21 protein-coding genes and 1 other RNA gene are annotated in these 26284 nt (G+C 68.0%); 6 read left to right on the top strand and 16 right to left on the bottom strand.

What is annotated here, in order from left to right:
- Positions 1–70: 70 nt before the first annotated feature.
- The 7 genes from OV287_RS21035 to ssrS all read right to left on the bottom strand — a co-directional run bounded on the left by OV287_RS21035 (position 71) and on the right by ssrS (position 8561).
- The gene (locus OV287_RS21035; RefSeq protein ID WP_267535825.1) at positions 71–3715 is read right to left on the bottom strand and encodes a hypothetical protein; all 3645 of its coding nucleotides are present in this window, start codon (positions 3713–3715) and stop codon (positions 71–73) included.
- A gap of 104 nt (positions 3716–3819) precedes the next feature.
- Positions 3820–4845, bottom strand: a complete 1026-nt coding sequence (locus OV287_RS21040; RefSeq protein WP_267535826.1) for a hypothetical protein — start codon at positions 4843–4845, stop codon at positions 3820–3822.
- 55 nt (positions 4846–4900) lie between these two features.
- Positions 4901–5407 carry a hypothetical protein gene (locus OV287_RS21045; protein ID WP_267535827.1) on the bottom strand — a complete coding sequence of 169 codons (507 nt, stop codon included), beginning with the start codon at positions 5405–5407 and terminating at the stop codon, positions 4901–4903.
- A 190-nt stretch (positions 5408–5597) separates the two neighbouring features.
- Positions 5598–6860, bottom strand: a complete 1263-nt coding sequence (tyrS, locus tag OV287_RS21050) for a tyrosine--tRNA ligase (protein WP_267535828.1) — start codon at positions 6858–6860, stop codon at positions 5598–5600.
- A 67-nt stretch (positions 6861–6927) separates the two neighbouring features.
- Complete coding sequence (locus OV287_RS21055; RefSeq protein WP_267535829.1) at positions 6928–7719, bottom strand: TIGR00282 family metallophosphoesterase; 792 nt, start codon at positions 7717–7719, stop codon at positions 6928–6930.
- Positions 7716–8339: a 5-formyltetrahydrofolate cyclo-ligase gene (locus tag OV287_RS21060; protein ID WP_267535830.1), complete on the bottom strand. Its 624-nt coding sequence runs from the start codon at positions 8337–8339 to the stop codon at positions 7716–7718. Before OV287_RS21060 ends, OV287_RS21055 begins: the two co-directional genes overlap by 4 nt.
- A 30-nt stretch (positions 8340–8369) precedes the next feature.
- Positions 8370–8561: non-coding RNA, 6S RNA (ssrS, locus tag OV287_RS21065), on the bottom strand.
- Between the two features lie 166 nt (positions 8562–8727).
- Between ssrS and OV287_RS21070 the strand changes: the two genes are divergently transcribed.
- From OV287_RS21070 to OV287_RS21090, 5 genes are all read left to right on the top strand, one after another.
- Entirely contained in the window at positions 8728–9663 is a 936-nt protein-coding gene (locus tag OV287_RS21070) for a TPR end-of-group domain-containing protein (protein WP_267535831.1), read from the top strand.
- Between the two features lie 4 nt (positions 9664–9667).
- Positions 9668–10609 (top strand): serine/threonine-protein kinase, encoded by a 942-nt coding sequence (locus OV287_RS21075; protein ID WP_267535832.1) that lies wholly within the window; start codon positions 9668–9670, stop codon positions 10607–10609.
- 87 nt (positions 10610–10696) lie between these two features.
- Positions 10697–11389 (top strand): response regulator transcription factor, encoded by a 693-nt coding sequence (locus OV287_RS21080; protein ID WP_267535833.1) that lies wholly within the window; start codon positions 10697–10699, stop codon positions 11387–11389.
- Positions 11386–12813: a sensor histidine kinase gene (locus tag OV287_RS21085; protein WP_267535834.1), complete on the top strand. Its 1428-nt coding sequence runs from the start codon at positions 11386–11388 to the stop codon at positions 12811–12813. Before OV287_RS21080 ends, OV287_RS21085 begins: the two co-directional genes overlap by 4 nt.
- Before the next feature lie 148 nt (positions 12814–12961).
- The gene (locus OV287_RS21090) at positions 12962–13129 is read left to right on the top strand and encodes a hypothetical protein (protein WP_267535835.1); all 168 of its coding nucleotides are present in this window, start codon (positions 12962–12964) and stop codon (positions 13127–13129) included.
- 21 nt (positions 13130–13150) lie between these two features.
- Here the strand turns inward: OV287_RS21090 and OV287_RS21095 are convergent, their stop codons facing one another.
- The gene (locus OV287_RS21095; RefSeq protein ID WP_267535836.1) at positions 13151–14341 is read right to left on the bottom strand and encodes an epoxide hydrolase family protein; all 1191 of its coding nucleotides are present in this window, start codon (positions 14339–14341) and stop codon (positions 13151–13153) included.
- Between the two features lie 133 nt (positions 14342–14474).
- On the opposite strand from OV287_RS21095, the gene OV287_RS21100 reads away from it, so the two are divergent.
- Complete coding sequence (locus OV287_RS21100; RefSeq protein ID WP_267535837.1) at positions 14475–15212, top strand: TetR/AcrR family transcriptional regulator; 738 nt, start codon at positions 14475–14477, stop codon at positions 15210–15212.
- A 4-nt stretch (positions 15213–15216) separates the two neighbouring features.
- Here OV287_RS21100 and OV287_RS21105 read toward each other — a convergent pair whose 3' ends face one another.
- The 8 genes from OV287_RS21105 to glnE form a co-directional block, all read right to left on the bottom strand.
- Positions 15217–16365, bottom strand: a complete 1149-nt coding sequence (locus OV287_RS21105) for a cysteine desulfurase family protein (protein ID WP_267535838.1) — start codon at positions 16363–16365, stop codon at positions 15217–15219.
- A complete protein-coding gene (locus OV287_RS21110) occupies positions 16362–17489 on the bottom strand; it encodes a DHH family phosphoesterase (RefSeq protein WP_267535839.1) in 1128 nt (375 codons plus the stop codon). Before OV287_RS21110 ends, OV287_RS21105 begins: the two co-directional genes overlap by 4 nt.
- Before the next feature lie 11 nt (positions 17490–17500).
- Positions 17501–18334, bottom strand: coding sequence for a deoxyribonuclease IV (locus OV287_RS21115; RefSeq protein ID WP_267535840.1), 834 nt, complete (start codon positions 18332–18334; stop codon positions 17501–17503).
- A 3-nt stretch (positions 18335–18337) separates the two neighbouring features.
- Entirely contained in the window at positions 18338–19174 is an 837-nt protein-coding gene (locus OV287_RS21120) for a Fic family protein (protein WP_267535841.1), read from the bottom strand.
- Positions 19175–19306: 132 nt separating this feature from the next.
- A complete protein-coding gene (locus OV287_RS21125) occupies positions 19307–20641 on the bottom strand; it encodes a DUF8689 domain-containing protein (RefSeq protein WP_267535842.1) in 1335 nt (444 codons plus the stop codon).
- Positions 20642–20709: 68 nt separating this feature from the next.
- Positions 20710–21657, bottom strand: coding sequence for a branched-chain amino acid transaminase (locus OV287_RS21130; protein ID WP_267535843.1), 948 nt, complete (start codon positions 21655–21657; stop codon positions 20710–20712).
- Positions 21658–21732: 75 nt separating this feature from the next.
- On the bottom strand, positions 21733–23154 hold the full coding sequence (locus OV287_RS21135; RefSeq protein ID WP_267535844.1) for a patatin-like phospholipase family protein: 1422 nt from the start codon (positions 23152–23154) through the stop codon (positions 21733–21735).
- A 13-nt stretch (positions 23155–23167) separates the two neighbouring features.
- The gene (gene glnE / locus OV287_RS21140; RefSeq protein ID WP_267535845.1) at positions 23168–26200 is read right to left on the bottom strand and encodes a bifunctional [glutamate--ammonia ligase]-adenylyl-L-tyrosine phosphorylase/[glutamate--ammonia-ligase] adenylyltransferase; all 3033 of its coding nucleotides are present in this window, start codon (positions 26198–26200) and stop codon (positions 23168–23170) included.
- Positions 26201–26284: the final 84 nt, after the last annotated feature.

Consider the following 26284-nt stretch of genomic DNA (forward strand, 5'->3'; position numbering starts at 1 on the left):
TGGGGCCGAGGGTGTCCACAGACAAGCCGGGTCTGGCTCAGCGCCGGAGGGTGAGCCAGCCCGTTTCCCGTTACTGCGGGCAATAGAAGACGGTCAGCGCCGTGCTGTCGATGTACGAGTAGTCATTGCCGCCGGAGCTTGGGTAGTGCGTCTCGAAGGAGACGCCAAAGGCCGGGTCGTTGATGTCCGCGGGAGTCCAGTTCATGCCCCAGCGGTCCGAGAGCCGCCCGTAGGCGATGCGCTCCAGGTTGCGTCCCCAGGTCTCGGTGCGGGCCCGATTGGCGGACAGGGACTGAGCGGGCCCACGCAGGCGCACGCGGTAGTCCTGCACGGTGTTGCCGGACAGCGCGGTGCGCAGCACCTGGAGCTGAACTCCCACCACGCGCACATTGGCGGGCACCGTGAAGCCGTACCCGCTTGTCTCCAGCGTGCTCGTCACCTCGTTGTAGACCATGCCGTACACCGCGGCCTTGGCTCCGTCCTCCAGCCGCGCGTTGTCCACCAGGTCCCAGTCCCGGCTGAACTGCTCGTTGGTGATGGCTCCCGCCAGCTTGCTCACCTCGGTGTCCACCGGGTCATACAGCAGCCACATGCGGAGGTGATCGATCTGCGCCCGTCCATTGCCGGAGACGCTGGCGTAGCGGGAGGCCAGGGCGACGCCGAAGTCCGGGCTCGCCAGGTCCGCCGCGGTGGGCGTCAGCCCCCACAGATCCGTGGGCCGGCCGTGTACGGAGTACTTGGGCTCCGCGTTGTAGATGGACACCGGGCGGTTCTCTCCCACGATCGCGCCGCCCTGGACCAGCTTCACCACCTCGTCCTTGTAGGGGTTCGAGTAGAACTCCTTCTTGCGGATCTCCACGACGATGCCCGAGGGGGTGCGGTCTGGCAGCGAGGTGAAGTTGAAGCCGGTGGCCTTGAGGTAGTGGGTGAGCTGGTTGTTCACCATGCCTCCGGACTGGGCGTAGACGTCGTCCTTCGCCGCCGCGTTCTGCGGATTGGTCCAGGCGATGGTGCCGATGGAGGCGTCATCCACCACGACGGAGGGGCTGTTGGGGCCCACGACGGTGGTGGAGTCCCGGTAGAAGACGGTGAGCTCCACCGAGTCCACGCGAGCCGTATCGAAGCCCGCGCTGCCTGAGTGCCGGGCGACGATCTGGATGCCGAAGTTCGGATCGTTCACGTCCCAGGCCGTCCAGGGCTCATCGAAGTAGTTGCCCTTCCAGAGCTCCGTGGGACCGCCGTAGGTGACCACCTCATCCGTCGTGCCCCACACGTTGGGTTTGGCGAGGTTGCTCAGGAAGTAGATGCCCTGCGACAGCCGGACCAGGTAGTCCACCACGCCGGCTCCAGAGGTGGACGAGCGCTTCACCCGGGCGCGGATGCCGAGGATCTGCGCATGCGTGGGAATGGAGAAGCCCCAGTTGCGCAGGATGAGGGAGTCGGTGATGTCGCTCGGAGCGAGCGCGTCCGAGGTGGCGTAGACGCCATCGTTGGCGTGGGCGGCGGAGGGATTGCTCCAGGGCCGGGTGCTGGGCACGCCACGGGCCGAGGCGGGGAAGAAGGGCCCCTGCTGGCCGAGCGCGGCACAGGGCGCGATCACGGAGGATCTCGCGGACTCGGCGGACCGCTGGCCGCCTGGGTTGCTCGCGGTCACGCGTACGCGCAGGGTGGTATCCAGGTCCGCGTCGACCAGCACGTAGGTGCTCGCGGTGGCCCCCGAGATGGGCGCGCAGCTGGAGCCCGTCTCGTTACACCGCAGCCACTGGTAGGTGTAGGAGGGCGGCACGGCGCTGTCCCAGGTGCCGGGGCTGCCCGTGAGCGTCTCCCCCACGACGGCGAGACCGTTGAGCTCAGGCAGCGCGGTATTGGTGGGGGGCGGGGGTGGCACGAGCGGGGTGGCATTCGACTCGGCCGTGTTGGCGCCCGCCGTGTTGCTCGCCGTCACCCGCAGCACGAGCGTGCTGGACCTGTCCGCTTCGGCCACCAGGTAGGTGCTACTCGTGGCGCCCGCGATGACCGTGCAGTTGGAGCCCGTCGCATCACACCGCAGCCACTGGTAGGCGTAGGAGATGGTGAGGGCGCTGCTCCAGGTGCCGCGACTGCTGGAGAGCTGCTGCCCCACCGCGACGACGCCGCTGATGGTGGGCCGTGCGGTGTTGATGGGGGGACTGTGCGGCACGAGCGCGGAGGCACTCGATTCGGCGGTGGTGGTCCCGGCCGTGTTGCTCGCCTTCACCCTCAGCCGAAGCGTCTTGGCACCGTCCGCGACGGCCACCACATAGGTGCTGTTCGTGGCGCCTGAGATGGTCGCGCAGCCGGAGCCCGTATCGTTACACCGCAACCACTGGTAGGTGTAGGAGACGGGCAGGGTGCTGTTCCAGGTGCCGGGGCTGCCGGTGAGCGTCTCCCCCACCGTGGCGAGGCCGCTGATGGTGGGCAGCGCGGTGTTGCTGGGGGGACTGTGCGGCACGAGCGAGGTGGCATTCGAATCGGCCGTATTGGCGCCCGCCGTGTTGCTCGCCGTCACCCGCAGCAGGAGCGTCCTGCCCCTGTCCGCCTCGGCCACCGTGTAGGTGGTACCCGTGGCGCCCGCGATGGCCTCGCAGCTGGATCCTGTCTCATCACACCGCAGCCACTGGTAGGCGTAGGAGACGGTCAGGACGCTGTCCCAGATGCCGCGGTTGCCGGTGAGCGGCTGCCCCACCAAGGCGGCGCCGCTGATGACGGGCCGTGTGGTGTTGATGGGGGGACTGTGCGGTACGATCGCGGAGGCACTCGAGTCGGCGGTGCTGGTCCCGGCCGTGTTGCTCGCCGTCACCCTCAGCCGAAGCGTTCTGTCACCGTCCGCGACGGCCACCACATAGGTGCTGTCCGTCGCGCCCTGGATGGCCTCGCAGCCAGGGCCCGTCGCGTCACACCGCAGCCACTGGTAGGCGTAGGAGATGGGCAGGCTGCCGTCCCAGGTGCCCGGGCTGCCGGTGAGCGTCTCCCCCACCGTGGCAAGGCCGCTGAAGGACGGTGGTGCGGTATTGGTGGGTGGCAGGGACTGCACGAGGGCGGTGGGCTGCGACTCGGCACTGACCGAGCCGCCCGCGTTGCTCGCCGTGACCCGCAGTCGCAGCGTGGCGCCCAGGTCGGCCTCCACGAGGGTGTACGTTGCCGAGGTCGCTCCCTCCACGGGAGCGCAGGCGGCACCCGTCTCGTTGCACCGCAGCCACTGGTAGGCGTAGCTCGCCGGGCGCGCGCTGCGCCAGGTGCCTGGAGTCCCCGTCAGCTCGCCGCCCACCTCTGCGTCGCCCGAGATGGTCGGGGCCGCCGTGGACACGGGTGCCAGCATGAGCACGGCGGAGGTCGGAGCGGAGTCCACGGTGTAGGGGGCTCCCTGCCCCGTGACCTGCACAGAGACCTTCAGGGTGGCCTCCGCGTCCTCGGCGGTGACCACGTAGCGCTCCTGCGTGGCTCCGGCGATCGCGCTGCAGCCCTGGCCCTGTCCATTGCAGCGAGACCACTGGTGGCCGATCGAGACCCCCGCCGGCGGGCTCCAACCTCCCAGGGTCGCGAGCAGGGTCTCTCCCTCGCGTGCGGTGCCCTGGATGGATACCTGCTGTAGCCGAGGCCCAGGCGGCGGCGGTGGGGTGCAGGCCCCCAGCACCAGCAGCAAGCAGCTCCAGATCCACAGCGTTGGCGTATCAGCGTTCCTCTTGCAACCCAGCATGTGTTCCCCCGGTAATCCGGTTACCGGAGCAGCAGAGGTGCGCGGAAGTCAAGCCTCCGCGCCGGGTACTTGCTGTTGCAACAGGTGCGTGGGGAGTTGCTGTGTTACTCGCCGCAGGTGGGCCGCTCGTTGGTGGGGTAGAGCGTGGCGATGCCGTAGGTGCCGTTGCGCGTTCCGCACCAGATGCGCCACGCGGTGCCGCCGAGGTCCGGTGCCGAGTACACGCCGCCCTCCTTCTTGGCGCCATCGCGCGCGCAGCAGCGAGCGAAGGCGCGGGTGCCCACGGCCACCATGGCGACTGGATCCTCCGCCTGCGTGAAGCCGCCGAGCTTCTTCTCGGCGCAGGACCAGGGGGCCACGCCGTGGAAGCGGATGAGGTACTGCGAGCCCTGGATCGCCTTGCCACCGCGGGCTGGGCCGTCGAAGCAGAGCTTCCCCTCGGACTCGAGCTGCGCGTAGCGAGGCAGGTAGTGCAGCCCGCCGATGTTCTTCTCCAGCCACTCGTCGCCGCAGAAGACATGGGTGAAGGCGTTGCGTGGCCCCGTGCTCACCCAGAGGCCGGTGAGCCACTCGATGTTTCCTTGGCGCGAGCCCGGGCGTCCCGCCGCGGACAGGGCCCGCTGGATGCGCGGATCGTCGTAGTGCGCGGACATGAAGCGCTGCACATCGCCGCGGCTCACCGAGGCGTCCGGACGTGCCGGGCACATCCCGAGCACTTCGCGATCCACGGGCTTGAGCGCGGGGCGCTGTCGGAAGAGGGGCGGGTTGTCGCAGCGGGTCGCGCAGCCCTTGGCCTCGGGGATGTTGGCCGGCAGCGGGGCGGCCTCGGGGGCCCGGTCCTTCGAGGCCAGGAACTCACCACTCATGCGCGGCTGCTCGGGCAGCTCCGCCGTGCCGTCGCACTTCACCCAGCCCTCGCCCGTGGTCCCCTTCAGCTTGCACCACGCGCGTCCGGGGCCTCCCTTCTTGAGGACCGGGTAGGCCGCGCCCGGCTCGACGGTGAAGACGACCTTCGTGGACTCGGGTTCCGCCACCGCCTCCAGCCGGGTGCCGGAGACGAAGGCGCCCGAGGCGTGGGCTCGGAAGGGGAGGGTACAGAGGGCAATCAGGAGCAGGGTGAGGGTCCGCATTGTTCCGCGGAAGATACCCTCACCCTGGTCTTCTCTCAGAGGGAGAGGAGGCGGCTCAACACTCGTGCTCGGAGCTCACCTCGACGGTGAGCACCTTGCGGGCCTGGTTGAAGACGAGCATGTAGAAGTGGCCGTAGTTGCAGTAGTCCGGAGCGGACATGTAGCCCCAGTAGGACTCGCTGACGGTGTAGTTGGTGCCGTAGGTGCCGACGTAGGTGCGGATCTCCGGCGGCAGCTCCTCATAGTTCCAGTTGGCCAGGCGCGAGGCGAAGGTCGCCTGGGAGATGGCCGTGCCAGCGTCGTACTGCTGCGCGCCGAGGTAGTCGATGGCAGCCCAGGCCGCGTCGTTGTGGGAGACGGTGCCGGAGGGCGCGACGATGTCGAAGGCGGTCACGGTGAGCGCGGTGCAGTACCAGCACTGAGGCTGGATGGTCGTGACCGTGGAGGCGAGCCGCGTGCTGAGGGCCTTCTCTTGCAGCTGAACCACCTGCTGGGCTTGGGCAGGAGCAGCAAAGGCGAGCACACAGGCCAGCGCGGCGATGGCGGGGGCAAGACGCTTCATGGGAGGTCCTCTTTTAATGACGGGCTTTCCAGGAAAACCCGGTTGGGGGGACCTCCCGTTTGCTTCAGGATGCGGATTGTTTCAAGGTGGGAATCCGGGGCCCAGGTACCCTCACCCCGTCCCTCTCCCGGGGGGAGAGGGGTGATTGGGGGCGATGGGAGGCGATTGGAGCGAAGGTGCCCCAGGGAACTCAGGCCAGCTTGATGCGCGCGGACTTGTGCTTGCCCACCTGCACCAGGTACTCGCCCGCCTCCAGCTCGTGCTTCGGGTCCGTCGCCTTCTCCCCGTTCACCCGCACGCCGCCCTGGCCCATCAGCTTGCGCGCCTCCGTCACTGACGCCACCAGCTTCGCCTCCGCCAGCGCCTTCGCCAGCGGCAGCTTCGGCGTCCCGCCCATCGCCACCTCTACCAGCGGCTGATCCTCGGCGACGATCTTCTTCTGCGAGTAGCGCTCCTCCCACGCCTGCATCGCCTTCTGCGCCGACTCGGCGTCGTGGAAGCGCGCGGCCATCTCCTGCGCGAACCCCGACTTCGCCGCCTTCGGGTGCAGCTCCCCGCTCGCCACCTTCTGCTTCAGCTCGCCCAGCTCCTTGAGCGTCCGCGACGACAGCAGCTCGTAGTACCGCCACATCAGATCGTCCGTGATGCTCATCAGCTTGCCGTAGATCTGCTCCGGCGGGTCGCTGATGCCCACGTAGTTGTCCAGGCTCTTGGACATCTTGTCGCCGACGATCTTCCCGTCGACCATCTTCGCGTCCAGGCCCTCGAGGATGGGCCCGGTCATGATGACCTGCGGCTCCATGCCCTCTTCCTTCATGAGCTGCCGGCCCACCAGCAGGTTGAAGAGCTGATCCGTCGCGCCCAGCTCCACGTCCGCCTTCAGCGCCACCGAGTCGTAGCCCTGCAGCAGCGGGTAGAGGAACTCGTGGATGGAGATGGAGCGGTTCTCCCGGAAGCGCGTCTTGAAGTCGTCGCGCTCCAGCATGCGCTGCACCGAGTAGCGCGCCGCCAGGCGGATCATCCCCTCCGTGCCCAGCTTGTCCAACCACTCGGAGTTGAAGCGCACCTGCGTCTTCGCCTGGTCCAGCACCTTGAACACCTGGTCCTGGTACGTCTTCGCGTTGACCTTCACCTCCTCGCGGGAGAGGGCGGGGCGCGTGACGTTCTTCCCCGAGGGATCGCCAATCAGCGCGGTGAAGTCACCGATGAGGAACACCACCTGGTGACCGAAGTCCTGGAAGCGCCGCATGCGCGTGAGCAGCAGCGAGTGACCCAGGTGCAGGTCCGGGCGGCTCGGATCGAAGCCCGCCTTGATGATGAGCGGCTTGCCCGTCTCATACGAGCGCTCGAGCTTCTTCTTCAGCTCCTCGGGCACCTGGATATCCACGGTGCCTCGGGTCACTTCCTCGAACTGCTCCTGGGGGGTCGCCTTGCGCAACGCGTTTTCGGACATGGCGCCGCGCAACCTACCCGAAAACCCGGGCAGGTGGACAAGGGACGTCGCTCGCCGTCAGCGCTCCTCAGGTGCCCGGCAGGTGCTCGCGGATGCGCTCGATGCTGCGCGCCTTGCCCGTCTTGTCATCCATGTCGATGACCACGCCCTGCAGGTAGACCAGATTCTTGGCCACCTCGTAGGGGGTGTGGCGCAGGGTGACGAACCGCTCGACGGACAGCTCCTTCCTCACCCCGATGACGGAGTCCAGCGGGCCACACATGCCCACGTCGGTGATGAAGGCCGTGCCTCCGGGCAGAATCCGCTCGTCGGCCGTCTGCACGTGGGTGTGGGTGCCCACCACCGCGGACACCTTGCCGTCCAGGTGCGCGCCCATGGCGTTCTTCTCGCTGGTGGCCTCGCAGTGCATGTCCACCAGGATGCAGGGCGTCTGCTTGCGCAGCTCCGCCACCAGGTCCGGTGCGATCGCGAACGGGTTGTCCAGGGGCTTCATGAAGACGCGCCCCTCGAGGTTGATCACCCCGAGTTTGCGTCCGTCTGGCGTCTGGATGACCGTGTGACCTCGGCCCGGCGCCCCCTTGGGGTAGTTGGCCGGCCGCAGCAACAGGTGCGGGTTCTCCTCCACCCAGGGGAGGATCTGCTTCTTGGTCCAGAAATGGTTGCCGCTCGTCAGGAGGTTGACCTCACTGGCGAGCAGCATTTCTGCAGACTCGGGGGAGATGCCGGCGCCGCCTTCGCTGTTTTCCGCGTTGGCGACGACCAGATCCACCGAGTGGCGGGCGATGAGCTTGGGAAGAAGGGTGCGCACAGCCGTGACACCCGGCTTGCCCACGACGTCGCCCATGAAGAGTACTTTCACGTGTCCAGGAAATCCCAGTCGCGGTAGAGCCCGCGCAGTGTCTCCGCCTCGGTGACGACGAGGTCCATGTCCACATCGTCACTCGTGGTCGGCATGGTGTCGACGACCTGATCGCTGAAGGCCAGGCCCACCCGCCGGCTGCGCGCGGAGGCCGCCTTCAGGGTGGCGTCGTAGTAGCCGCCGCCCCGGCCCAGCCGCTTGCCATCGCGTGTGAAGCCCAGTCCGGGCACCACGAACAGATCGATCTGGTCCACCGGGATGAGCTCGGCCGAGTTGGTGGGCTCGCGCACTCCGAGCCTACCTGGCTCCAGCTCTGCTTCGGACTTGATGGCCCGGAAGGACAGAATACGTCCATGGACGTGGGACAGCGGATAGCAGACGATCTTCTCGTCCTGCAGTGCCGCGATCAGGATGTCCCGCGTGGGCACTTCACCCCGAATGGGGGCGTAGAGCGCCACCGTCCTTGCCTTTTGGTAATAGGGCGTTGCCAGGAATCGGGCCTGCACCTTCAGCCCGCGCTCGTCGATGAGATCCGGCGTCATCGCCTTACGCCGCGCCGTCAGCTCCTCGCGCAGCGACACTTTCCGAGCTGCCCCCTCTTGCGCCACCGTCTCGCTCACCTGCCCCGCTCCCGACAAGAGTGAAGAAAAAAGTCCCCCGCCGAATGGCCGTGTGCCTAGCGTCCATTGAACCCTAAAAAGCCAGGTGGGGTTCGAAGTCGTGGCTCCGTAGGCTTCCCTCATCCCGCGAGGGGAGGGCTTGCTCATGGAGCTCGAAACGGACCCCGTGATGGACGTATCGGTTCGAATTTCTGCTGGGCATCACGCGCCCCGCAGGGGACAGCCCTTCTACCAAATCTCTCCTGACTGCAAATACTTGAAACTCCTGGGGAAACCCAGGAATGCCTGGTGGAATGATAAGAACGCAGGAAGGATGGGTCAAGCCATTGCCGCGCGTTTACAAGGCAGCCGACCCCCTCCTATGATGGAGGTGCTCCCACTTCCACTCATGGCGTCCGTTTCTAGAACAATCGGCCTCGCGGCCCTCGTTGCCGCAGCCCCCGGAGCCGCCGCCAGGGCACAGAGCGTGCCCCAGGGGAGCTACCAGGCGGACGTGTTGGGGCGGGTGGAGCTGAGCGCCGAGCACGAGCGGCTGGTGGCCTACGCCTCCGACGGCGGCCCGTGCCGCTTCAAGCCCCAGAGCCGGGTGTTGGAGGGCCAGCTCAAGGGCGGCGTCCTGGTGGGCCAGCTCACCCTGTGTCTGCAGGGCGCCTCCTGTCCCGCGGTGGACACCCTGCCCATCCTCGCCCTCTACAGCCCGGAGGACCGGTCGCTGACGGCCTATGTCCGGCCGCGGGCGGGTTGCCTGGCGCCGGTGCTGGGGGCGGCCGGTCTGCTGGTGCTGAACCCGGCGCAGGCGGTGTCCGAGCAGGCCCCGGTGCGCAATGGGACGTCCGCCGTGGCGCGCCTGCGTACGGAGAAGCGCAATGCTGGGGCTGCCAAGGCGGCCTTGGAGCGGGGCAACCGGTTGCTGGGCGCCAAGGAGTGGAGCGGCTCGGCGGCTGAGTTCGAGCAGAGCATCACGCACGACGACCGCAACTGGGTGGCCTTCTTCGGGCTGGGGACCGCCTGGTTGATGCGCGGCCAGACGGCCGACGCCATCGACGCCCTGACCCGGGCGCGGGCGCTCAATCCGCGCGAGTCGAGCATTCATTATAACCTGGCCTGCGCCTACAGCCGGCTGGGAGACAAGAAGCAGGCGCTGGCCAACCTGGGGCAGGCGGTGAAGCTCGGTTTCGCCATCACCGAGGGCTCGCAGGACCAGGAGTTGGATCGGCTCCTGGGCTCGGATGCCGCCTCCCTCACCACGTACATGGGGCTGATCCAGCAGGCAGTCGCGAACAACAAGGCCTCTGCCGGAAGGCGGCAACAGACGGGACCCTGAGCGAGTGAGCACCTCTCCCACGCCGCGGATTCCCAAGGTCCTCGGCAATTACGAAATCCTGTCGCAGCTCGGCAAGGGGGGCATGGCCGAGGTCTTCCGTGCCCGTGTCCGCTCCGGCCCCCGTCAGGGATGGACGGTGGCCCTCAAGCGGCTGCTGCCCGCCCTCACCAAGGATCCGGCCTCCGTCGCCCTCTTCGCCGCCGAGGCCCGTCTCACCAAGCAGCTCGACCATCCCAACATCGTCCAGGTGCTCGACGTCGGGCTGGTGGCGGGCGAGTACTTCATCGTCATGGAGCTGGTGGACGGCCGGGACCTGGGCCACATCCTGCGCCGCTGCAAGCACCGCGGCATCCACCTGCCCCTGGACTTCGCCGTCTACCTGGCCCGCGTGCTGCTCGAGGCCCTGGCCTACGCCCACTCCGCCGTCGGGCCCCAGGGGGAGCCGCTGGGCATCGTCCACTGCGACATCTCGCCCTCCAACCTGTTCATCTCGCGGCTGGGGGACATCAAGCTGGGTGACTTCGGCGTGGCCCGCCTGCGCGTGGACGGCGTGCTCCAGGGTGGAGAGGTGCTTGGTAAGCCCTACTACCTCTCGCCCGAGGCGCTGCAGGGCGCCATCGCCCCGTCGGTGGACCTGTGGGCCGCCACCGTCGTCCTCTACGAGCTGCTGACGTTGCAGCGCCCTTTCACCGGTACGACCCCGGAAGAGGTCTTCACGAAGATCGTCTACCGGGACTACCTGCCGCCGAGCCTCATCCGCCCGGAGATTCCCGAGCCGCTGGACGAGGTCATCCACCGCGGCTTCGCGGTGAATCCCGAGGATCGGTTCGATACGGCCGAGGCCTTCGCCGAGGCCCTGGCGCCTCATTACGATGAGCGGGTGGGCACGCCGCTGGCCATCGCCGCAGTGGTGCGTGGGTTGTTCGGAATCACCGACGCGAAGTGATGCCCTCTCTTTGAGAGGTGGCTCCACACTTCCTCCATGGCTTCTCCCTAGGATGGGAATGCTGACCCGTCCGAGGAGAGGCGCACCTTGAGTCTCCGCAGCGGTCCCATCCTGGTCGTCGAGGACGACCCCCCCATCGCCTCTGGCATTGTCCGCGGGCTGAAGCTCGCGGGTTTCGAGGTGTCGCTCGCGACCGACGGGCGGCTCGCGCTCGAGGCGGCGGAGCGTGAGAAGCCCGTGCTGGTGGTGCTCGACCTCAACCTCCCCGAGGTGGATGGCTTCGAGCTGCTCGAGACCTGGCGGACGCAACTGCGCGTGCCCGTCATCGTGCTCACCGCGCGGCAGGAGCTCGAGGCGCGGTTGCGCTCCTTCGGCCTGGGTGCGGTGGACTACCTGGCCAAGCCTTTTTGGATGGAGGAGTTGGTGGCGCGCATCCGGGCTCGGCTCCACCTCATGGACGAGGGCCCCCGGCGCGTGTTGCGCTGGGATGATGTGAGCCTGGACCTCGATGCGCGGGTGGTGAGCCGCGAGGGCATGGGCTCCCTTGCCTTCACGCGCCACGAGCTGGATGTGCTCGTCTACCTCGCCGAGCGCCCAGGCCGGGCCCTCACGCGGGAGCAGATTGGCAACCATGCGCTGCCCGCCAACGAGGAGCGGGACGAGCGGACGGTGGACTCGCACATCGCGCGGATCCGCAAGAAGCTGGGACCCGCGGGGGCGCGCATCAAGACGGCCTGGGGCATCGGCTACCGCTTCGAGCTGCCGGAGGGCTCCGCTTGAAGCTCTGGGGAAGCCTGTCCTGGCGCATCCTCGTGTCGGCGGCCGTGCTGGGGCTGCTGGGAACGCTCGGCGCCACGTATCTGGCCGTCATGCTCGGCGCTCAGTCCGCGCTTCGGGCTGCCTTGCGGCCGACCACCGAGCTCATCATGAGCGAGCAGGGCGAGGCCTGCCGCTCTGCGCCGGAAGGCTGGTTCCGCCGGACGAGTGAGGGCGTGGAGGTGGAGGCGTTCGATTTCGCCCGGGTGACCGGAGCGGGTACGTCCAGCGGGCGCCCCTCGCCCGAGCTCCTCGCGCGCATGCTCCAAGGGGAGGCGCAACCCGTCTCGTTCTACTTCCCGCTCTTCAACAGGAAGTCCTCCTGGGGCGGGATCATGCTGATCCGGGTGGCCGACGCCGGGCCCTGCAGCCTGCTCGAGTACCGGTGGCCCATCTCCTCCGCGCGCGCCTCGAACAGCCGGTGGCTGTTCCTGGCCGCCGTGCTCATCACGACCGCCATGGCGGCGCTGTCCACCTTCGTCGTCATCCACCCGCTGCTGCAACGGTTGCGCCAGCTGCACCGCTCCGCGGGTGGGCTCGGGAGCGGTGGCTTCGTGTCCGCGGTCGACGCGGGGCCCGACGAGCTGGGCGAGCTGTCCCGGGTGCTCGATGCCACTCATGAGCGGGTGCTGGCAGACGCGGCGCGCATCGAGGCCCAGAAGCATGCGCTGGAGCGGCACCTGGCGGACGTGGCCCATGATCTGAAGACCCCCATCGCCTCGTTGCAGCTCTCCCTCGAGCTTGCCTCGGGAGCACCTGACGAGCAGCGCCCCGAACTCCTGGTCCAGGGCCTCGAGGACACTGTCTACCTCCGGGAGTTGGTGGAGAACCTCCGCCTGGCGTGCCAGCTCGGCGAGGGAGTTGATCCGCTGGCGGGAGAGGCCCAGGTCGAGCTTGGACAGACCCTCGAGCGTGTCGTCCGGCGGCTGGGGCTGCTGGCTCGGCGGAGGGGCATCTCCCTGGAAGCAGCGCGGCCCGACGAGCCGGTCTGGGTGCGCTGCAACCCCACGATGATGGAGCAGGCCATCGGCAACCTGGTGCACAACGCCATCACGCATGGGCACAACGAGGGCCATGTCGTGGCCGTGCTCGAGACCGTGGCGCCCGGACGCTTCCGGCTTACCGTGCTCGACGATGGCCCAGGACTGACTCCGGCCGAGCTGGCACACCTGGGGGAACGTGCATTCCGCTCGCGGGAGGCTCGGCGGAGGGATCCCCGTGGGAGTGGGCTGGGCGTATCCATCGTCCGCGAGCTGAGCCGGCGCATCGGCTTCACACTCGCATTCGAGACCAACGAGCCCCACGGCCTGAAGGTGGTCATCGAGGGGACACATCTCCCTCTCCCACCGGGAGAGGGCTGGGGTGAGGGTATCAAGGCCCCGGGTTGAGCCCGTGTGTGCCCCCTCTCCCTCTGGGAGAGGGCTGGGGTGAGGGTCGTCGTTCCCTTGCCTGCCCCGTCCTCGGATGCCGGTCCTCCGTCTCATGCTGATCTTTCCCTGTACGAGCCAGGCGCCTATGCGCGAGGGAGGAATCGAGATGGCGACTGAGAAGGAGCGGAAGTCGCAGGAGACCCGGGAAGCGAGCACGGAGCGCAAGTTCGAGCGCAAGCCGCCCAGCCCTGACGAGGCCCGTGAGGGCATCCCGGGCTATGGCCAGCCTCCTGAGGATCTTCGCGAGAAGCAGCTCCCCGACCAGCAGTGGTAGCGGGGGAGGGGGCCGTCCAGGTCAGCGGAAGCGACGGAAGAACTGCCGCACGTCGCCGATGAAGAGGTCGGGTTCTTCCAGGGCGGCGAAGGTGCCGCCGCGGTCGAACTCCGTCCAGTGAACGATGTTCTTGTTGTCGCGGTCGGCGAACCGGCGGACGGGTCGGAGGATGCCGCGCGGGAATACCGCCACGCCGGTGGGAACCGTGGATGGCTTCACCTCCATCGTCAAATCCACCTCCTCTGGGGAGTCCGGCGTCTCCACGAAGGAGCGGGACGACGAGTTGGCGGTGTGGGTGAGCCAGTACAGCATCACGTTGGTGAGGAGGCGGTCGCGGTCGACGGCGTCCTCGGGCGTGTCGGTGCAGTCGGTCCATTCCTTGAAGACGCCGACGATCCACGCGAGCTGGGCGATGGGCGAGTCCGTCAGGCCATAGGCCAGCGTCTGGGGGCGGGTGGATTGGATCTTCTTGTACCCGTACAGCTCGGCCATGTAGTGGGCCGCGAACTCCAGCCGGGCCTGGTCCACCTCGCTCAGGCCGACCAGCTCGTTGGGATCCCCGCACGGGAACGTGATGAGCCCGTTCGTGTGCACACCGATGACATGCTCGGGGTCAATCAACCCGAGCTCGCGGGAGATCCATGAGCCCCAGTCTCCGCCCTGGGCTCCGTAGCGCTGGTAGCCGAGGCGGCTCATCAGCTCGGCCCAGGCCCGAGCGACACGGCGTGTACCCCAGCCCGCATCACGAGTGGGCCCGGAGAGCCCGTAGCCCGGCAGGGAGGGAATCACCAGGTGGAAGGCCTGAGCGGGATCTCCGCCATGCGCACGCGGGTTGCTGAGCGGGCCGATGACGTCGAGGTACTCCACCACCGAGCTCGGCCAGCCGTGCGTGAGGAGCAGCGGCAGCGCGTCGGGCTCGGGTGAGCGCACGTGTAGGAAGTGGATGCGCTGGCCATCAATCTCGGTGGTGAACTGCGGGTGCGCATTGAGCTCGGCCTCGTGGGCGCGCCAGTCGTAGGTGGTGCGCCAGTACGCGGCCAGTTCCTTCAGGTAGCCCAGCGGTACGCCGTAGCTCCAGCCGGCGCCGGGCAGCTCGTCCGGCCACCGGGTTCGGCTCAGCCGCTCACGCAGGTCGTCCAGGTCTGCTTGGGGAATCTCGATGCGGAAGGCCTGGAGCTTCTTCTCGCTCTTCACGAACGCCGTCGAACTCATGGCTGCCCCCTGACTCCGTATGATGTACGGAGTAAATAACGGGGAATGCCGTACGATGTACAGTGTTTTTGCGTGTGGCCATAATGACGGGGTGAGCACCGAGTACAGCGGCAGCGGGGATCCTCAGCGCAGCATGGAACTGCTGTGGGGGCTCCAGGAGCGCCCGAAGCGAGGTCCGAAACCCCGCCTGACGGTGGAGCAGCTCGTTCAGGCGGCAATTGGGGTGGCGGATGCGGAAGGGCTGGCGGCGTTGTCCATGCGGCGGGTCGCTGACCAGCTCGGGGTGGCGCCCATGTCGCTGTACACGTACGTGCCGAGCAAGGCGGAGCTGATCGACGTCATGCTCGACACGGTCTACGGCGAGCAGGCCAGGCCCGAGAACGTAGCGGGGGACTGGCGAGCTCGGCTCGAGCAGATCGCTCGGGAGAACTGGGCGCTCTATCACCGGCATCCGTGGGTGCTGCAGATCGCGACGATCCGGCCGGTGATGGGGCCCAACCTGATCGCCAAATACGACTACGAGCTGAGCGCGGTCTCGGGGATCGGCCTCACCGAGGTGGAGATGGACTCGGTGGTCAGCCTCGTCAACGGTCACGTCGAAGGTGCCGCACGCCGAGCGGTGGAGGCCGCGCAGGCCGAGCAGCACACCGGCATGACCGATGCGCAGTGGTGGGAGGCGCATGCCCCGCTGTTGGAGAAGGTCCTCGACGCCAGCCGCTATCCAACCGCGGCCAGGGTCGGAGCGGCGGCGGGGGCCGCTTATGGGGCTGCCCACGATCCCGCGCATGACTTCGAGTTCGGCTTGCAGCGAGTCCTGGACGGCCTTGCCGTGTTCATCCAGGCGCGCTCGGCGCAGCTCGACCGGCGGTAGGCCGCTACTCCAGGTTCAGGGCACGGGCCTTCGGGACGTGGGTGGTCAGGGCCTCCACGACCCGCGCCACTTCCTCTTCCGTTGCCGCGGGGCCTAGCGAGAAGCGCAGGGAGCCGTTCGCCTGCGCCGGCGTGAGGCCCATCGCCAGCAGCACGTGCGAGGGACTCAGGGTCCCCGAGGCGCAGGCTGCTCCTGACGAGACGCAGATCCCCTCCAAGTCCAGGGCAATGAGCAGCGCCTCTCCATCCGCGCCGTGGAAGCACAGGTTGCTCGTGTTCGGCACCCGCGGCGTTCCCTCTCCGTTCACCGTCACGTCCGGGATGCGCGAGCGCACCTCTCGCTCGAACATGTCCCGCAGCGCCTCGACCCGGGCCGCGTGCGTCGGCTGCTCCTCGCGCGCCAGCTCCAGGGCCAGGGCGAGCGCCTCCGCGTAGGGCACGTTCTGTGTCCCTCCGCGCAGTCCCGCCTCCTGGTGTCCTGGTGTCAGCGCCTGCACCTCCACGCCCTTGCGCACCACCAGCACGCCGGCTCCCGCAGGGCCTCCGAACTTGTGCGCCGAGAGCACCAGCAGATCCGCGTCCACCTCACCCAGGTGCGCCGGCAGTTTCCCCACCGCCTGCACCGCGTCCGTGTGGAACAGGATGCCCCGTTGCCGGCACGCCCGCGACAGCTCCGCCACCGGCTGCACCACGCCCGTCTCGTTGTTCGCCCACATCAACGAGCACAGCAACGTCTCCGGCGTCAGCGCCTCCAGCATCGCCTCCAGCGGCACCCGGCCGTCCCGTCCCGGACGCACCCGCACCACCTCGGCGCCCAGCGCCTCCAGCTGCTTCAGGGTCGCCAGCACCGCTGGGTGCTCAATGGTCGAGCCCACCACGCGCCGCCGCCGCGTCTCCTTCCGCGCGAGCCAGGCTCCCTTCAACGCCAGCGCGTCCGCCTCCGAGCCCGAGCCGGTGAAGCACACTTCCTTCGGCTCACAGCCCAGCACGTGCGCCACCCGGGCCCGCGCTACGTCCAGACGCCTCCGGGCCTCGCGACCGCTCCGGTGCACGCTGGAGGCGTTGCCCCAGCCTCCCTCGGAGAAGGCCTTCGTCAGCAGCGCGGCCACCTCCGGCCGCACTGGCGCGGCCGCGTTGTGGTCCCAGTAGATCACGGCGACGGCGCGGACAGCAGCCCGATGGGCCGCTCATCCGCCACTCCAAAGGCCTCGAGGAACCGGCGCACCAGCTCGCGCTTCACCGCCTTGCGCTGCGTTGCCCTCCCCGACAGCGGAATCCTCGCGCCCGCCATGCTGCCGTGGCCTCCCGATGAGCCGCCGTAGTCCTCGCAGATCTCCCGGATGAGCCGGCCCGCGTTCATCCGCCGATCCTTCACCCGCAGCGACAGGAAGAGCTGGTTGCGGTACGTCGCGTACGCCAGCGACCACTTCATCCCGTCGAGGAACATCAACCGCTCGGCCACCTCGGCCACCATGTCCGGCGAGTAGACCTCCTCGAGGTCCGTCACGATCGCCGTGTCCCCGTACACCTTCGCCCGCTCGTAGGCCGTGTGGTACAGCTGGAAGTACCGCGCTGGCAGCTCCGGGTGCTCGATCTGCCCCAGCAGGTGCTTGTCCATCCGCGGGAACAGCCACAGGTACGTGTCGATGTCCGTCTGGGTCGTCTCGCGCCCCAGGTCGCGCGTGTCCGCCTTCAGCCCGTAGAAGAGCGCGGTGGCCACCTCCGTGGAGGGCTCCAGCCCCGCGGCGCGCATGTATTCCACCAGCATCGTCGACGTCGAGCCGAAGTCTCCTCCCACGTCCGCGAAGGGGGACTCGAGGCTCTCGTCACGCAGCGGGTGGTGGTCGATGACGATGTCCACCTCGCCCCTCAGGCGCGGCGGAATCGCGTGGTTGCCCGTGGGCGGCTGCGTGTCCACGAGCGCCAGCAGATCGTACTCGTCCAGGTCCAGCTGGGCGATGGGCACCACGGGCAGGCGGAGCACCTTCACGAAGGCGATGTTCTCCGCCCGGCCGATGATGCCGCCGTAGCCCACTCGGGCCTCTTCCACGCCCGCTCGCTCCTTGAGCAGCTGGGTGAGCGCCACCGCCGCGGCAATGGAATCCGGATCCGGATTGTCGTGGGTGAGCACGAGGGCCTTCTTATGGCCCTTGGCCACCCGGAGCAGCCGCTCCAGCTTGGCACGTGCCGGTAGGTTCGCCAGCCGTGGCGGCGGGGGCTCTGAGCCCTCCCCGCTTCCAGGCGTCCTACGGCTGTTGGCTGTCGGTGTAGCAGGCATGGGTGCTGTGTTTACTTCCTTCGGCCCAGCGATTCGAGATGCCGAATGGCTTCTGCGTAACGCTCGGGGAAGGGGGTCTCCAGGATTCCAATGGTGTTGACGAAGCGCGCGTCCTTCATCAGGCAGCGGAAGGGCGTGAGTCCAATTGCTCCCTTGCCCACCTCCTCGTGGCGATCTACTCGGCACCCCAACGGTTTTTTGCTGTCGTTGAGGTGCACGCACTCCACCCGCTCCAGTCCCACCACCCGGTCACACTCCTCCATCACTTCATGGTAACCGGCCTCCGTCGAGAGATCGTATCCGGCGGCGAACAGATGGCAGGTGTCCAAACAGATGCCCAGGCGCCCCGCGTCCGCTGTCTGGGAGAGCACCTCGGCCAGGTGCTCGAAGCGCCAGCCCAGGCAGTGGCCTTGGCCAGCCGTCACCTCCAGGCAGATGCGTGACCGGAAGCGCGGCGTGCGCGCGTGCACCTCGTCCAGCGCCTGGGAGATCAGCGCCAGCCCGCGCCGCTCGTCCGGGTGTCCGCCGGGGTGGAGGATGAGGAAGGGGATGCCGAGCCGCTCACACCGGGTGAGCTCCTCGACGACGCAGTCCAGCGACTTCTCGCGCTGCGCCGGCTCCTCGGTGCCGAGGTTCACCAGGTAGCTGCCGTGTGCCACCACCGGCAGCCCCGTGCGCCGCACCTCCTGGCGGAAGGTGCGGCATTCTTCCTCGGTGAGGGGCGGGGCCTTCCAGCCCCGGGCGTTCTTCGTGAAGACCTGCAAGCTGCGCGCGCCATGCTCCTCGGCCCGCGCCAGCGCTCGGCTCACGCCTCCCGCGATGGACTCGTGAGCCCCGACACGCACGGCCTAGTTGATGGCCTTGTAGCGGCGGCTCATGTCCTTGAAGTACTTCACGCCGTTGTCCAGCGAGTTCTCGATGGCGTCCATCAGCAGCGCACGGAACACGCCCTCGGCGCCACGCAGGGACTCGTAGTACCGCTGACGATCGATCGAGTGGATGATCGCCGGCATGTAGCCGTTGCGCAGCAACACCAGGTTGGTGAGCATCCGGCCCACCTTCCCGCTGTTCTCCGTGAACGGGAAGATCTGCATGAACTTGTGCTGCACCACCGCCGCCTGCTTGATGGGGTGGCACTCGCGGTACTCGGCGCTGTTGGTGTAGTCCACCAGCTTCTCCAGCATGGGCTGGATCTTCGCCGGCTGGGCGATCTCGTGGAAGTACGTGCGGTGCAGGGGCATGTCCTTGCGGTAGCCGCTGCGCTCCCGCTCCTTGGCCAGCTCCTTCTCCGTACGCTCGCGCCGCTCGATGTTGGCGCGCGTCTGCTGCGCCTCCGGCGTGTTGCCGCACAGCAAGTCGTGGATCCGCTTGATGGTGGTCAGCGTGATCTGCGTCTGCTTCTTGCCCGTGCTCGTCGCCTCCTCGCGCAGGAAGTCGCACGCGGCCTTGTGGTTACGCACCTCCAACACCACGGGGATCATCGCGGGATCCATGCTCGCCCGCTCAGGGAAGAGCGCCGACAGCAGCTCCTGCTGGGTGTACACCGTCCCCTCAAGCGCTGCGTCGTGGTAGATCCACGACATCTCGAACTTCTCGAGGAAGTCGCGGCCCTTGTCCTTGAAGATGCCAAGGTAGTCGCGCAGCGTTTCGTTCTTCTCGTCGATCTCTTGGTAGCGTTCCTTCACGGACGTGACGCTCCTTCACACCGGCTGCCAGCGGGACCGGCGGGACGGGACAATAGGTCCCGGCCAGCGGAAACAACGGCTACTTGATTGTAGAAATTCCAGCAGCTTAGGACAATTAAAACGCTACTTGTCTCATAGACTGACCAGGAAGACCTCGCATGCCTGGTCGAGTAGATCCTTGGAAAGCGCCGGGGGAATCTGCCGGTAGCGGGCGGCGTCCTTGATGAGCTGAATCAGGTCGCGCGGGTGGCAGGCGCGCAGCTGCATGTTGTTCGGCTTGTAGTAGTGCTCGAAGAGGTAGGTGACGGCCTGGTCCACGTAGGGGATGCCCGCCGCCTCGCACACCCGGGCGAAGATCTCCCGGTAGACCTCCTCGTCGGGGTTGTTGACCTCGATTTTGTACTTGATGCGCCGCAGGAAGGCCTCGTCCACCAGCTCCTTGGGATCCAGGTTGGTGGAGAAGACGAGCAGCTGATCGAAGGGGATCTCGAACTTCTTGCCCGTGTGCAGGGTGAGGAAGTCCACCCGCTTCTCCAGGGGGACGATCCACCGGTTGAGCAGGTCCGTGGGGTGGACCTTCTGGCGGCCGAAGTCGTCGATGAGGAGCATCCCGCCGTTGGCCTTCACCTGGAAGGGCGCCTCGTAGAAGCGCGCGGTGGGCGAGTAGATGAGATCCAACGTCTCCAGCGTCAGCTCGCCGCCGACGACGACGGCGGGGCGCCGGCAGAGCTGCCAGCGGTGGTCCATCTCGAAGGTGGCTCGACGGCCCTGGGCATCGCGCTCGGACTCCAGCGTGATGGGGATGTGGTTGAGGGCGTCGAAGACCTTGATGATCTGGTTGTCGATCTCCAGACAGTGGGGAATGAAGACCTCGCCGCCGAACATGCGGCTGATGGCCTCGGCGAGGCTCGTCTTGCCGTTGCCCGGAGGGCCGTAGAGGAAGAGCGAGCGGCCCGAGTTCACCGCCGGGCCCAGCTTGTCCATCAGGTCCGCGTTGACGGTGAGGTGGGCCAGACCCTGCACCAGGTCCTCGCGGCTGATGACGGGGCTCTCCTCCGTCTGCGCGGTGATGAGGGCGTTGTACTGCTCGATGGGGATGGGGGCGGGGCCCACGTAGGTGCTGCGCTCGATGGCGCCGCGGGTGTACTCGCGGCCCTTCTCGGTGAGGATGAAGTCCACCGAGGCGCGACCGAAGCCCTTGCCGCCCCGCAGGTCCACGAGCTTCTCGGCGGTGAGGAAGTCCACCACGCGCTCGATGACGCCGGGCCAGGGCAGGCGCAGCTCCTGGGCAATGTCCATGCCCGTGGCGGTGCCCTGGTAGTACAGGTAGCGCAGGGCGATGTCCGAGAGCAGGCCGATCTTCAAGCCCGTCTCCTCCAGCGACTTGGGCTCCGGAGGAGCGATGTCGAGGATGGACGGGTTCTCGAGATTGAAGGGATTGGGGAGGGAGTCGTACTCGGGGCGCATCGGCCCGTACTTCTAGCCGATCCGCCCCCATTCCGGCACGTCCTCGAACATCCTTGGCTGCTTGGGGGTCAGACGTAGGTGAGCCACTCGATGTAGCGCGGCTCCTGACCCCGGACGGTGCGGAAGTAGGTCTCCTGCACATACTGGGTGATGGGACCGGGCTTGCCGGCGCCCACGGTGCGGTTGTCCACCTCGCGCACCGGGGTGATCTCCGCGGCGGTGCCGGTGAAGAAGACCTCGTTGGCGATGTAGAGGGCGTCGCGAGTGACGGTGACCTCATCCACGGAGCGGCCCGAGTCGCGCAGGATTTTCAGCACCGTGTCGCGGGTGATGCCGTCGAGGATGGGGGAGGAGAGGGGCGGGGTCTTGATGATGCCCTTCTTGTTGACGAGGAAGATGTTCTCACCGGAGGCCTCGGCGACGAAGCCGCTGATGTCCAGGAGGATGGCCTCGTCATAGCCGGCGAGCACCGCTTCGCGCTTGGCGAGGATGGAGTTGACGTACTGGCCGGAGATCTTCCCGCGCACCATGTTCACGTTGACGTGCATGCGGGTGAAGGAGCTGACCTTGGCGCGGATGCCCTCGCGGATGCCCTTGTCCCCGAGGTATGCGCCCCAGTCCCAGGCGGTGACTGCCACGCGGGTGGGGTTGATTGCGCCCAGGCCCATGGCGCCGTCGCCCATGAAGGCGATGGGGCGCAGGTAGGCCCCATTGGCGAACTGGTCCTTCTGCTTGCGCAGCAGCTCCAGGCACGCCTCCATGAGCTGCTCCACCGTGTAGGGCAGCTTCATCATGCAGATGTGGGCCGAGTCGAACAGGCGCTCGATGTGCTCGCGCAGGCGGAACACCGCCAGCCGGCCATCATGGGTGCGGTAGGCCCGGATGCCCTCGAAGACTCCCAGCCCGTAGTGCAGGGCGTGGGTCATGACGTGCACCTGGCCCTCGTCCCATTTGATCAGCTTGCCATCTAGCCAGATCTGCTCGGAGCGGGCGGCGTTGCCGGAGGTCGAGCTCATGAAGGGGTCCTCTTGGTCAGGAAAGGAGAGAAGACCGTATTCTTTCAGGAACTCTTTTGAATTCAAAGCAGCTCGTCAGCCCAGATGGGGGAGGGGCGAGAGCATGCGGGTGAGGAAGGGCATGTCGGTGCCGAGCTGCTTGCGGCCGTAGTGCATGGCCTTGGTGGCGAGCTGAACGGAGGGTACCAGCTCCAAGGGGGAGAGGGTGGTGCCGAAGCGTTTGATGAGGTGGGCGTAGGAGAGGTTGGGCGCCACCGTCATGGCCGCGAGCCGCTGCAGGGGCAGCCAGAAGGGGGTGGTGAGCCGGGGCGCGAAGCCGTCGAGCGCGAGGAAGAAGGCGTTGCGCGTGCCGATGTTGCCGTGGTGCACGGCCTTCCATGCCGCCTTCACCGGGAGGTTGTCCACCAGCCCGCCGTCCAGCAGCCGGAAGATGCCCTTCTCCTCCATCATTCCGTCCAGCATGCCGCGCATGTGCGCGTCGTCGCGCAGCATGTCGTAGTGGATGACGCCGGGCAGCGAGGAGGAGAAGCCCGCCGCGTCGATGGCGTCGAACCCGGCCGTCTTCTCGTCCGCGCCCAGGTGGAGCTTCACCATGATCTCCGGCCGGGTGAAGAACTCGGCCAGCGTGCCCATCACCGCTTGGATGCGGCGCGCCACGCCCGTGGGGCTGAGCAGGCTCACCGGGCTCGTGCCCAGCAGGCGCTCGTAGTACTCGAGCGGCCGGGGCAGCATGCCGCGCCGGATGCCGCCCACCGCGACGATCATCGGCACCGGCAGATCCTTCAGCCGGATGCCCGCCTCCGACGAGCCCGGTCCCGCGTTGAAGTAGCGGCCCAGCCCCGAGCGGAGGAACAGCCGCAGCGCCGCCGGCAGCCCGTACCGGTTCTCCGTGGAGATGAAGCGGAAGAGCTTCCGCCAGGAGAGGCTGCGGATGATGCTCACCACCTCGCCCTGATCGAAGCTGGCCATCCGCGAGCGCATCAGCATCAGGATGGCGCCCATGGAGGTGCCCGCCAGCAGCGACGGTTTGAGGCCGTGCTCGTCCAGCAGGCTCATCACCCCCAGGTACACGTAGGCCACGCCTCCACCGCCGCCGGCCACCACCACCAGCGACTTGTGCCGCAGCTCGCGGTGGAGCACCTCCTCGGGCACGCGCCCGTGCAGGTGGTGGACGAGCTCGTCGCGCAGCCTCAACACCGGGGCGCGCAGGTCTCGGACATGAGGAATGAGCTGGTCGCGGGTGATGCGGCGCCTGTTGAGCAGCACCGAGCCGAGCCTTCGTGACACGTCCTCGCGCAGGGGGGTCGTCCAGGCCTCCACCGAGTGGTCATGGCCCTCGTGGCGGAGCTTGTAGAGGCGCGCCAGGGACAGCGCGGTGCGCAGCACGGCCTCCTCGCGCGGGTCCAACAGCGAGGGCGAGTCCACCGCCGCGCGCACCAGGGCCAGCTCCATCTCTTCGAGTGGCCGGAGGATTTGAAAGCGTTGCTTCAGCAGCACAGGGCAGGGTGACTCAGATTCGGCGTGGGGCGCGAAGGACGCGAGCATACACGTCCCGCACGTGGACGGCGCAGGCTCGATATTGGGCGAGGAACGTTTCTCCCGGCTCGGAGCCGAGGACTCCCAGCCGGCGCGCGAGCTGTGCTAGGGGCCGGCCCTGGGTGGGCATATGGGCCAGGGAGCTGGCATGCACCAGCCGCAGCCGATTCTCCACCCGGCGAAGGAAGAGGTAGCCCTGGCGCAGGGCCTCGGCGTCCTCGGGGGGCAGAAGGCCCTCGGTCTGGAGTCCCTCGAGCGCCGTCAGGGTGTTGGTGCCGCGCACGCGCGGGTGCTCCCGGCCGTGGACGAGCTGCAGGTACTGGACGGTGAACTCCACATCCACCAGTCCGCCCTGGCCCAGCTTCGGGTTGAGCTGGTGGGCGTCCTCGTGGGCCAGCTCGCGCTCCATGCGCGTTCGCAGCCGATCGATCTCCGCCGCCGCGTCCGGGGGCAGGGGACGCTCGTAGACGAGTGGGGCGAGCAGCTCGTCTTGTAAGGCGCGGAAGCGTGTCGGGTCTCCTGCGGCCGGCCGGGCCTTGATGAGTGCCTGACGCTCCCAGAGCTGCGCCCGCTTCTGGTGGTGCTCACGCAGCGTGTCCTGGCTCACCACCAGCGTCCCCTGGTTCCCCGAGGGCCTCAGCCGCGCGTCGATCTTGTAGAGGTGCCCCTCGCGTAGCTGCACCTGGAGCAGCGTCATCAACCGCTGGACGGTCTTGGCGAAGTACTCGTGATGGGTGATGGTGCCGCGGGTGCCTCCGCTCGTCTCCGCCTGGCCGTTGCCGCTGTAGACGAAGATGAGGTCCAGGTCCGAGTGGTAGCCGAGCTCGTACCCGCCCAGCTTCCCCATGGCGATGACCACCAGCCCCTCGCGCTGCCCGCTCGCGTCGAGCGGCAGGCCGTAGCGCTCGCGCTGCTCCTCCTGTGCGAGGAAGAGGCACTCGTCGAGGATGGCGTCCGCCACCGCCGTGAGCTGCCGCGCCACCTCCGGCACCGTGAGGTCCCCTCCGATGTCGTTGAGCCCGATGCGCAGCAGCTCCTCGTTCTTGAAGCGCGGCATCGCGCCGTGCTTCGCCTCCGCGTCCGGATGCCGCGCCAGCCGGGCACCCAGCTCTTGGCGGATGCGCTCGGGAGTCTTCAGCGCCTCGTCGAGCTGCGCCTGTACCAGCGCGTCCAGCAGCTCCGGGTGCCTCAGGAAGATGCGCGAGAGGTAGTCGCTCTGCCCGAAGAGGTTGAAGAGGCGGCGGCTCGCTCGCGGCATGCCCGTGAGCAGCCGGAGGTAGCCCTCGGGTTGGTGCAGCCGCGCGAGGAAGTCCGAGAAGTGCAGCAGCGCCTGGTCGGGGTCCGGTGTCTGTGCCACCTCCGACAGCAGCCGCACCGCCTTCACCCCCGAGCCCCCGTCCGCGATGGGCGAGTAGGGCACCCGGGCCAGCCGCTCCAGCTCGGCGAGTGCCCGCTCAGGGTCCTCGAAGCCTCGCTGGGCCAGCGCCGCCCGGCGTTGCTCCAGCGGCAGGTCCGCGTCCAGCGCGAGCGCCAGCAGAGGTTCGTCGGGGACTTCGTCCCTCGCCGTCTGTCCCAGCAGCGTGGTGAAGGCCTCCAGCACGAAGCGCCGGTGCCGCTCCAGCTCGGCCCGGAAGGTCTCCCAGTCCGTGTAGCCCAGTGAGGTGGCCAGCCGGCGGCGCTCCCGCTCTCCCGTGGGCAGCGCCTGCGTCTGCCGCTCCTCCAGCATCTGCAAGCGGTTCTCTACTCGGCGTAGGAAGACGTAGGCCTCCTCCAGCGCGTCCGCGTCCGGCCCCGAGACGAACCCCGCTCGCTCCAGCTTGCGCAGCGCCCTCATCGTCCTCGGCTCGCGCAGCGTCGGGTCCTTGCCCCCCTGCAACAGCTGGAGCGCGTTGACGAAGAACTCCACCTCGCGGATTCCCCCGGGGCCCAGCTTCACGTCATCCGTGCTCGCCTTGCCGCGCATGTCGATCTGCGCCTTCAGGTCTCGCAGCCCGTCCACCGCCGACAGGTCCAGGCTCCGCCGCCAGATGAACGGCCCCAGCTCGCTCAGCAACTCCTCCGCGAGCGTCGCGTCTCCCGCCACCGCCCGCGCCTTGGTGAGCGCTGCTCGCTCCCACATGCGTCCGAAGGTCTCGTAGTACGCCAGCGAGGCCGGCACCGAGAGGACCATCGCCCCCGCGCGTCCCTGCGGGCGCAGGTTCAGGTCCACCCGGTAGCAGAATCCCTCCGCCGTCACCTTCGTGAGGGCCTGCGTCACCGCCTCGCCCAGCCGCGTGTAGTACTGCACCGTGGGCAGTGAGCCTGCCGTTCCTCCGGTGGTGTTCCCGTCCGCCCGGTACAGATAGATGAGGTCCACGTCCGAGCTGAAGTTGAGATCCTCTCCTCCCAGCTTCCCCATTCCGAGGATGCAGAAGCCCGGTGTGTCCGGTGTGCTGTACTTCGTCTGGAGAGAGCGCTCCGCCCAGGTCAGCGCTGCTCCGATGAGTGCCTCCGCCAGCGCTGTCTGCTCCCGGCCCAACTCCGACATCGGTGCTCGCAGGGTCGCATCGCGCACCATGAGGCGCAGCAACTCGCGGTACTTGTAGCGGCGCAGGCGGCGATAGAGGCCCTCCGCGTCCGTCGGGGCAATGCGGCGCGTGGCCCCCAGTGCTTCTCGGCGATAGTGCTCCCGGGGTTTCTCGCGCGTCAGCGTTCGTGAGCCTGCGAGCCAGCGCAGCAGGCCGGGCCGAGTGGTCAGCAGCCGCGGCGCGAAGGTGCTCGCGTGGAAGACCGCGGGGAGTATGTCCAGCAGCCGGGTGAGGGTGGGCTCCGAGTGGCCTTGCAGGCCTTCTCGGATGCGGTCGAACGCTGCGATGAGCTCGTCAGGTTCAGAGGTCCGCTTCGAGGCCTCGTGGACGTGTTCGGCCGCGGGGGCTCCGAGTGCCGCCGACAGAGCCGAGAGCTCCTTGGCCGCTCGCTTCGGGTTCTCGAAGCCCTCTGCCCTCAGCGTTTCCTCGGTCCAGGTCATCTCTTGACCCTCACCCCAGCCCTCTCCCAGAGGGAGAGGGGGCATACACGGGTTCAACCTGGGACCCGTAGCACCCTCACCCCG

Source organism: Archangium lansingense, from assembly GCF_026626635.1.
GTDB classification, from domain to species: domain Bacteria; phylum Myxococcota; class Myxococcia; order Myxococcales; family Myxococcaceae; genus Archangium; species Archangium lansingense.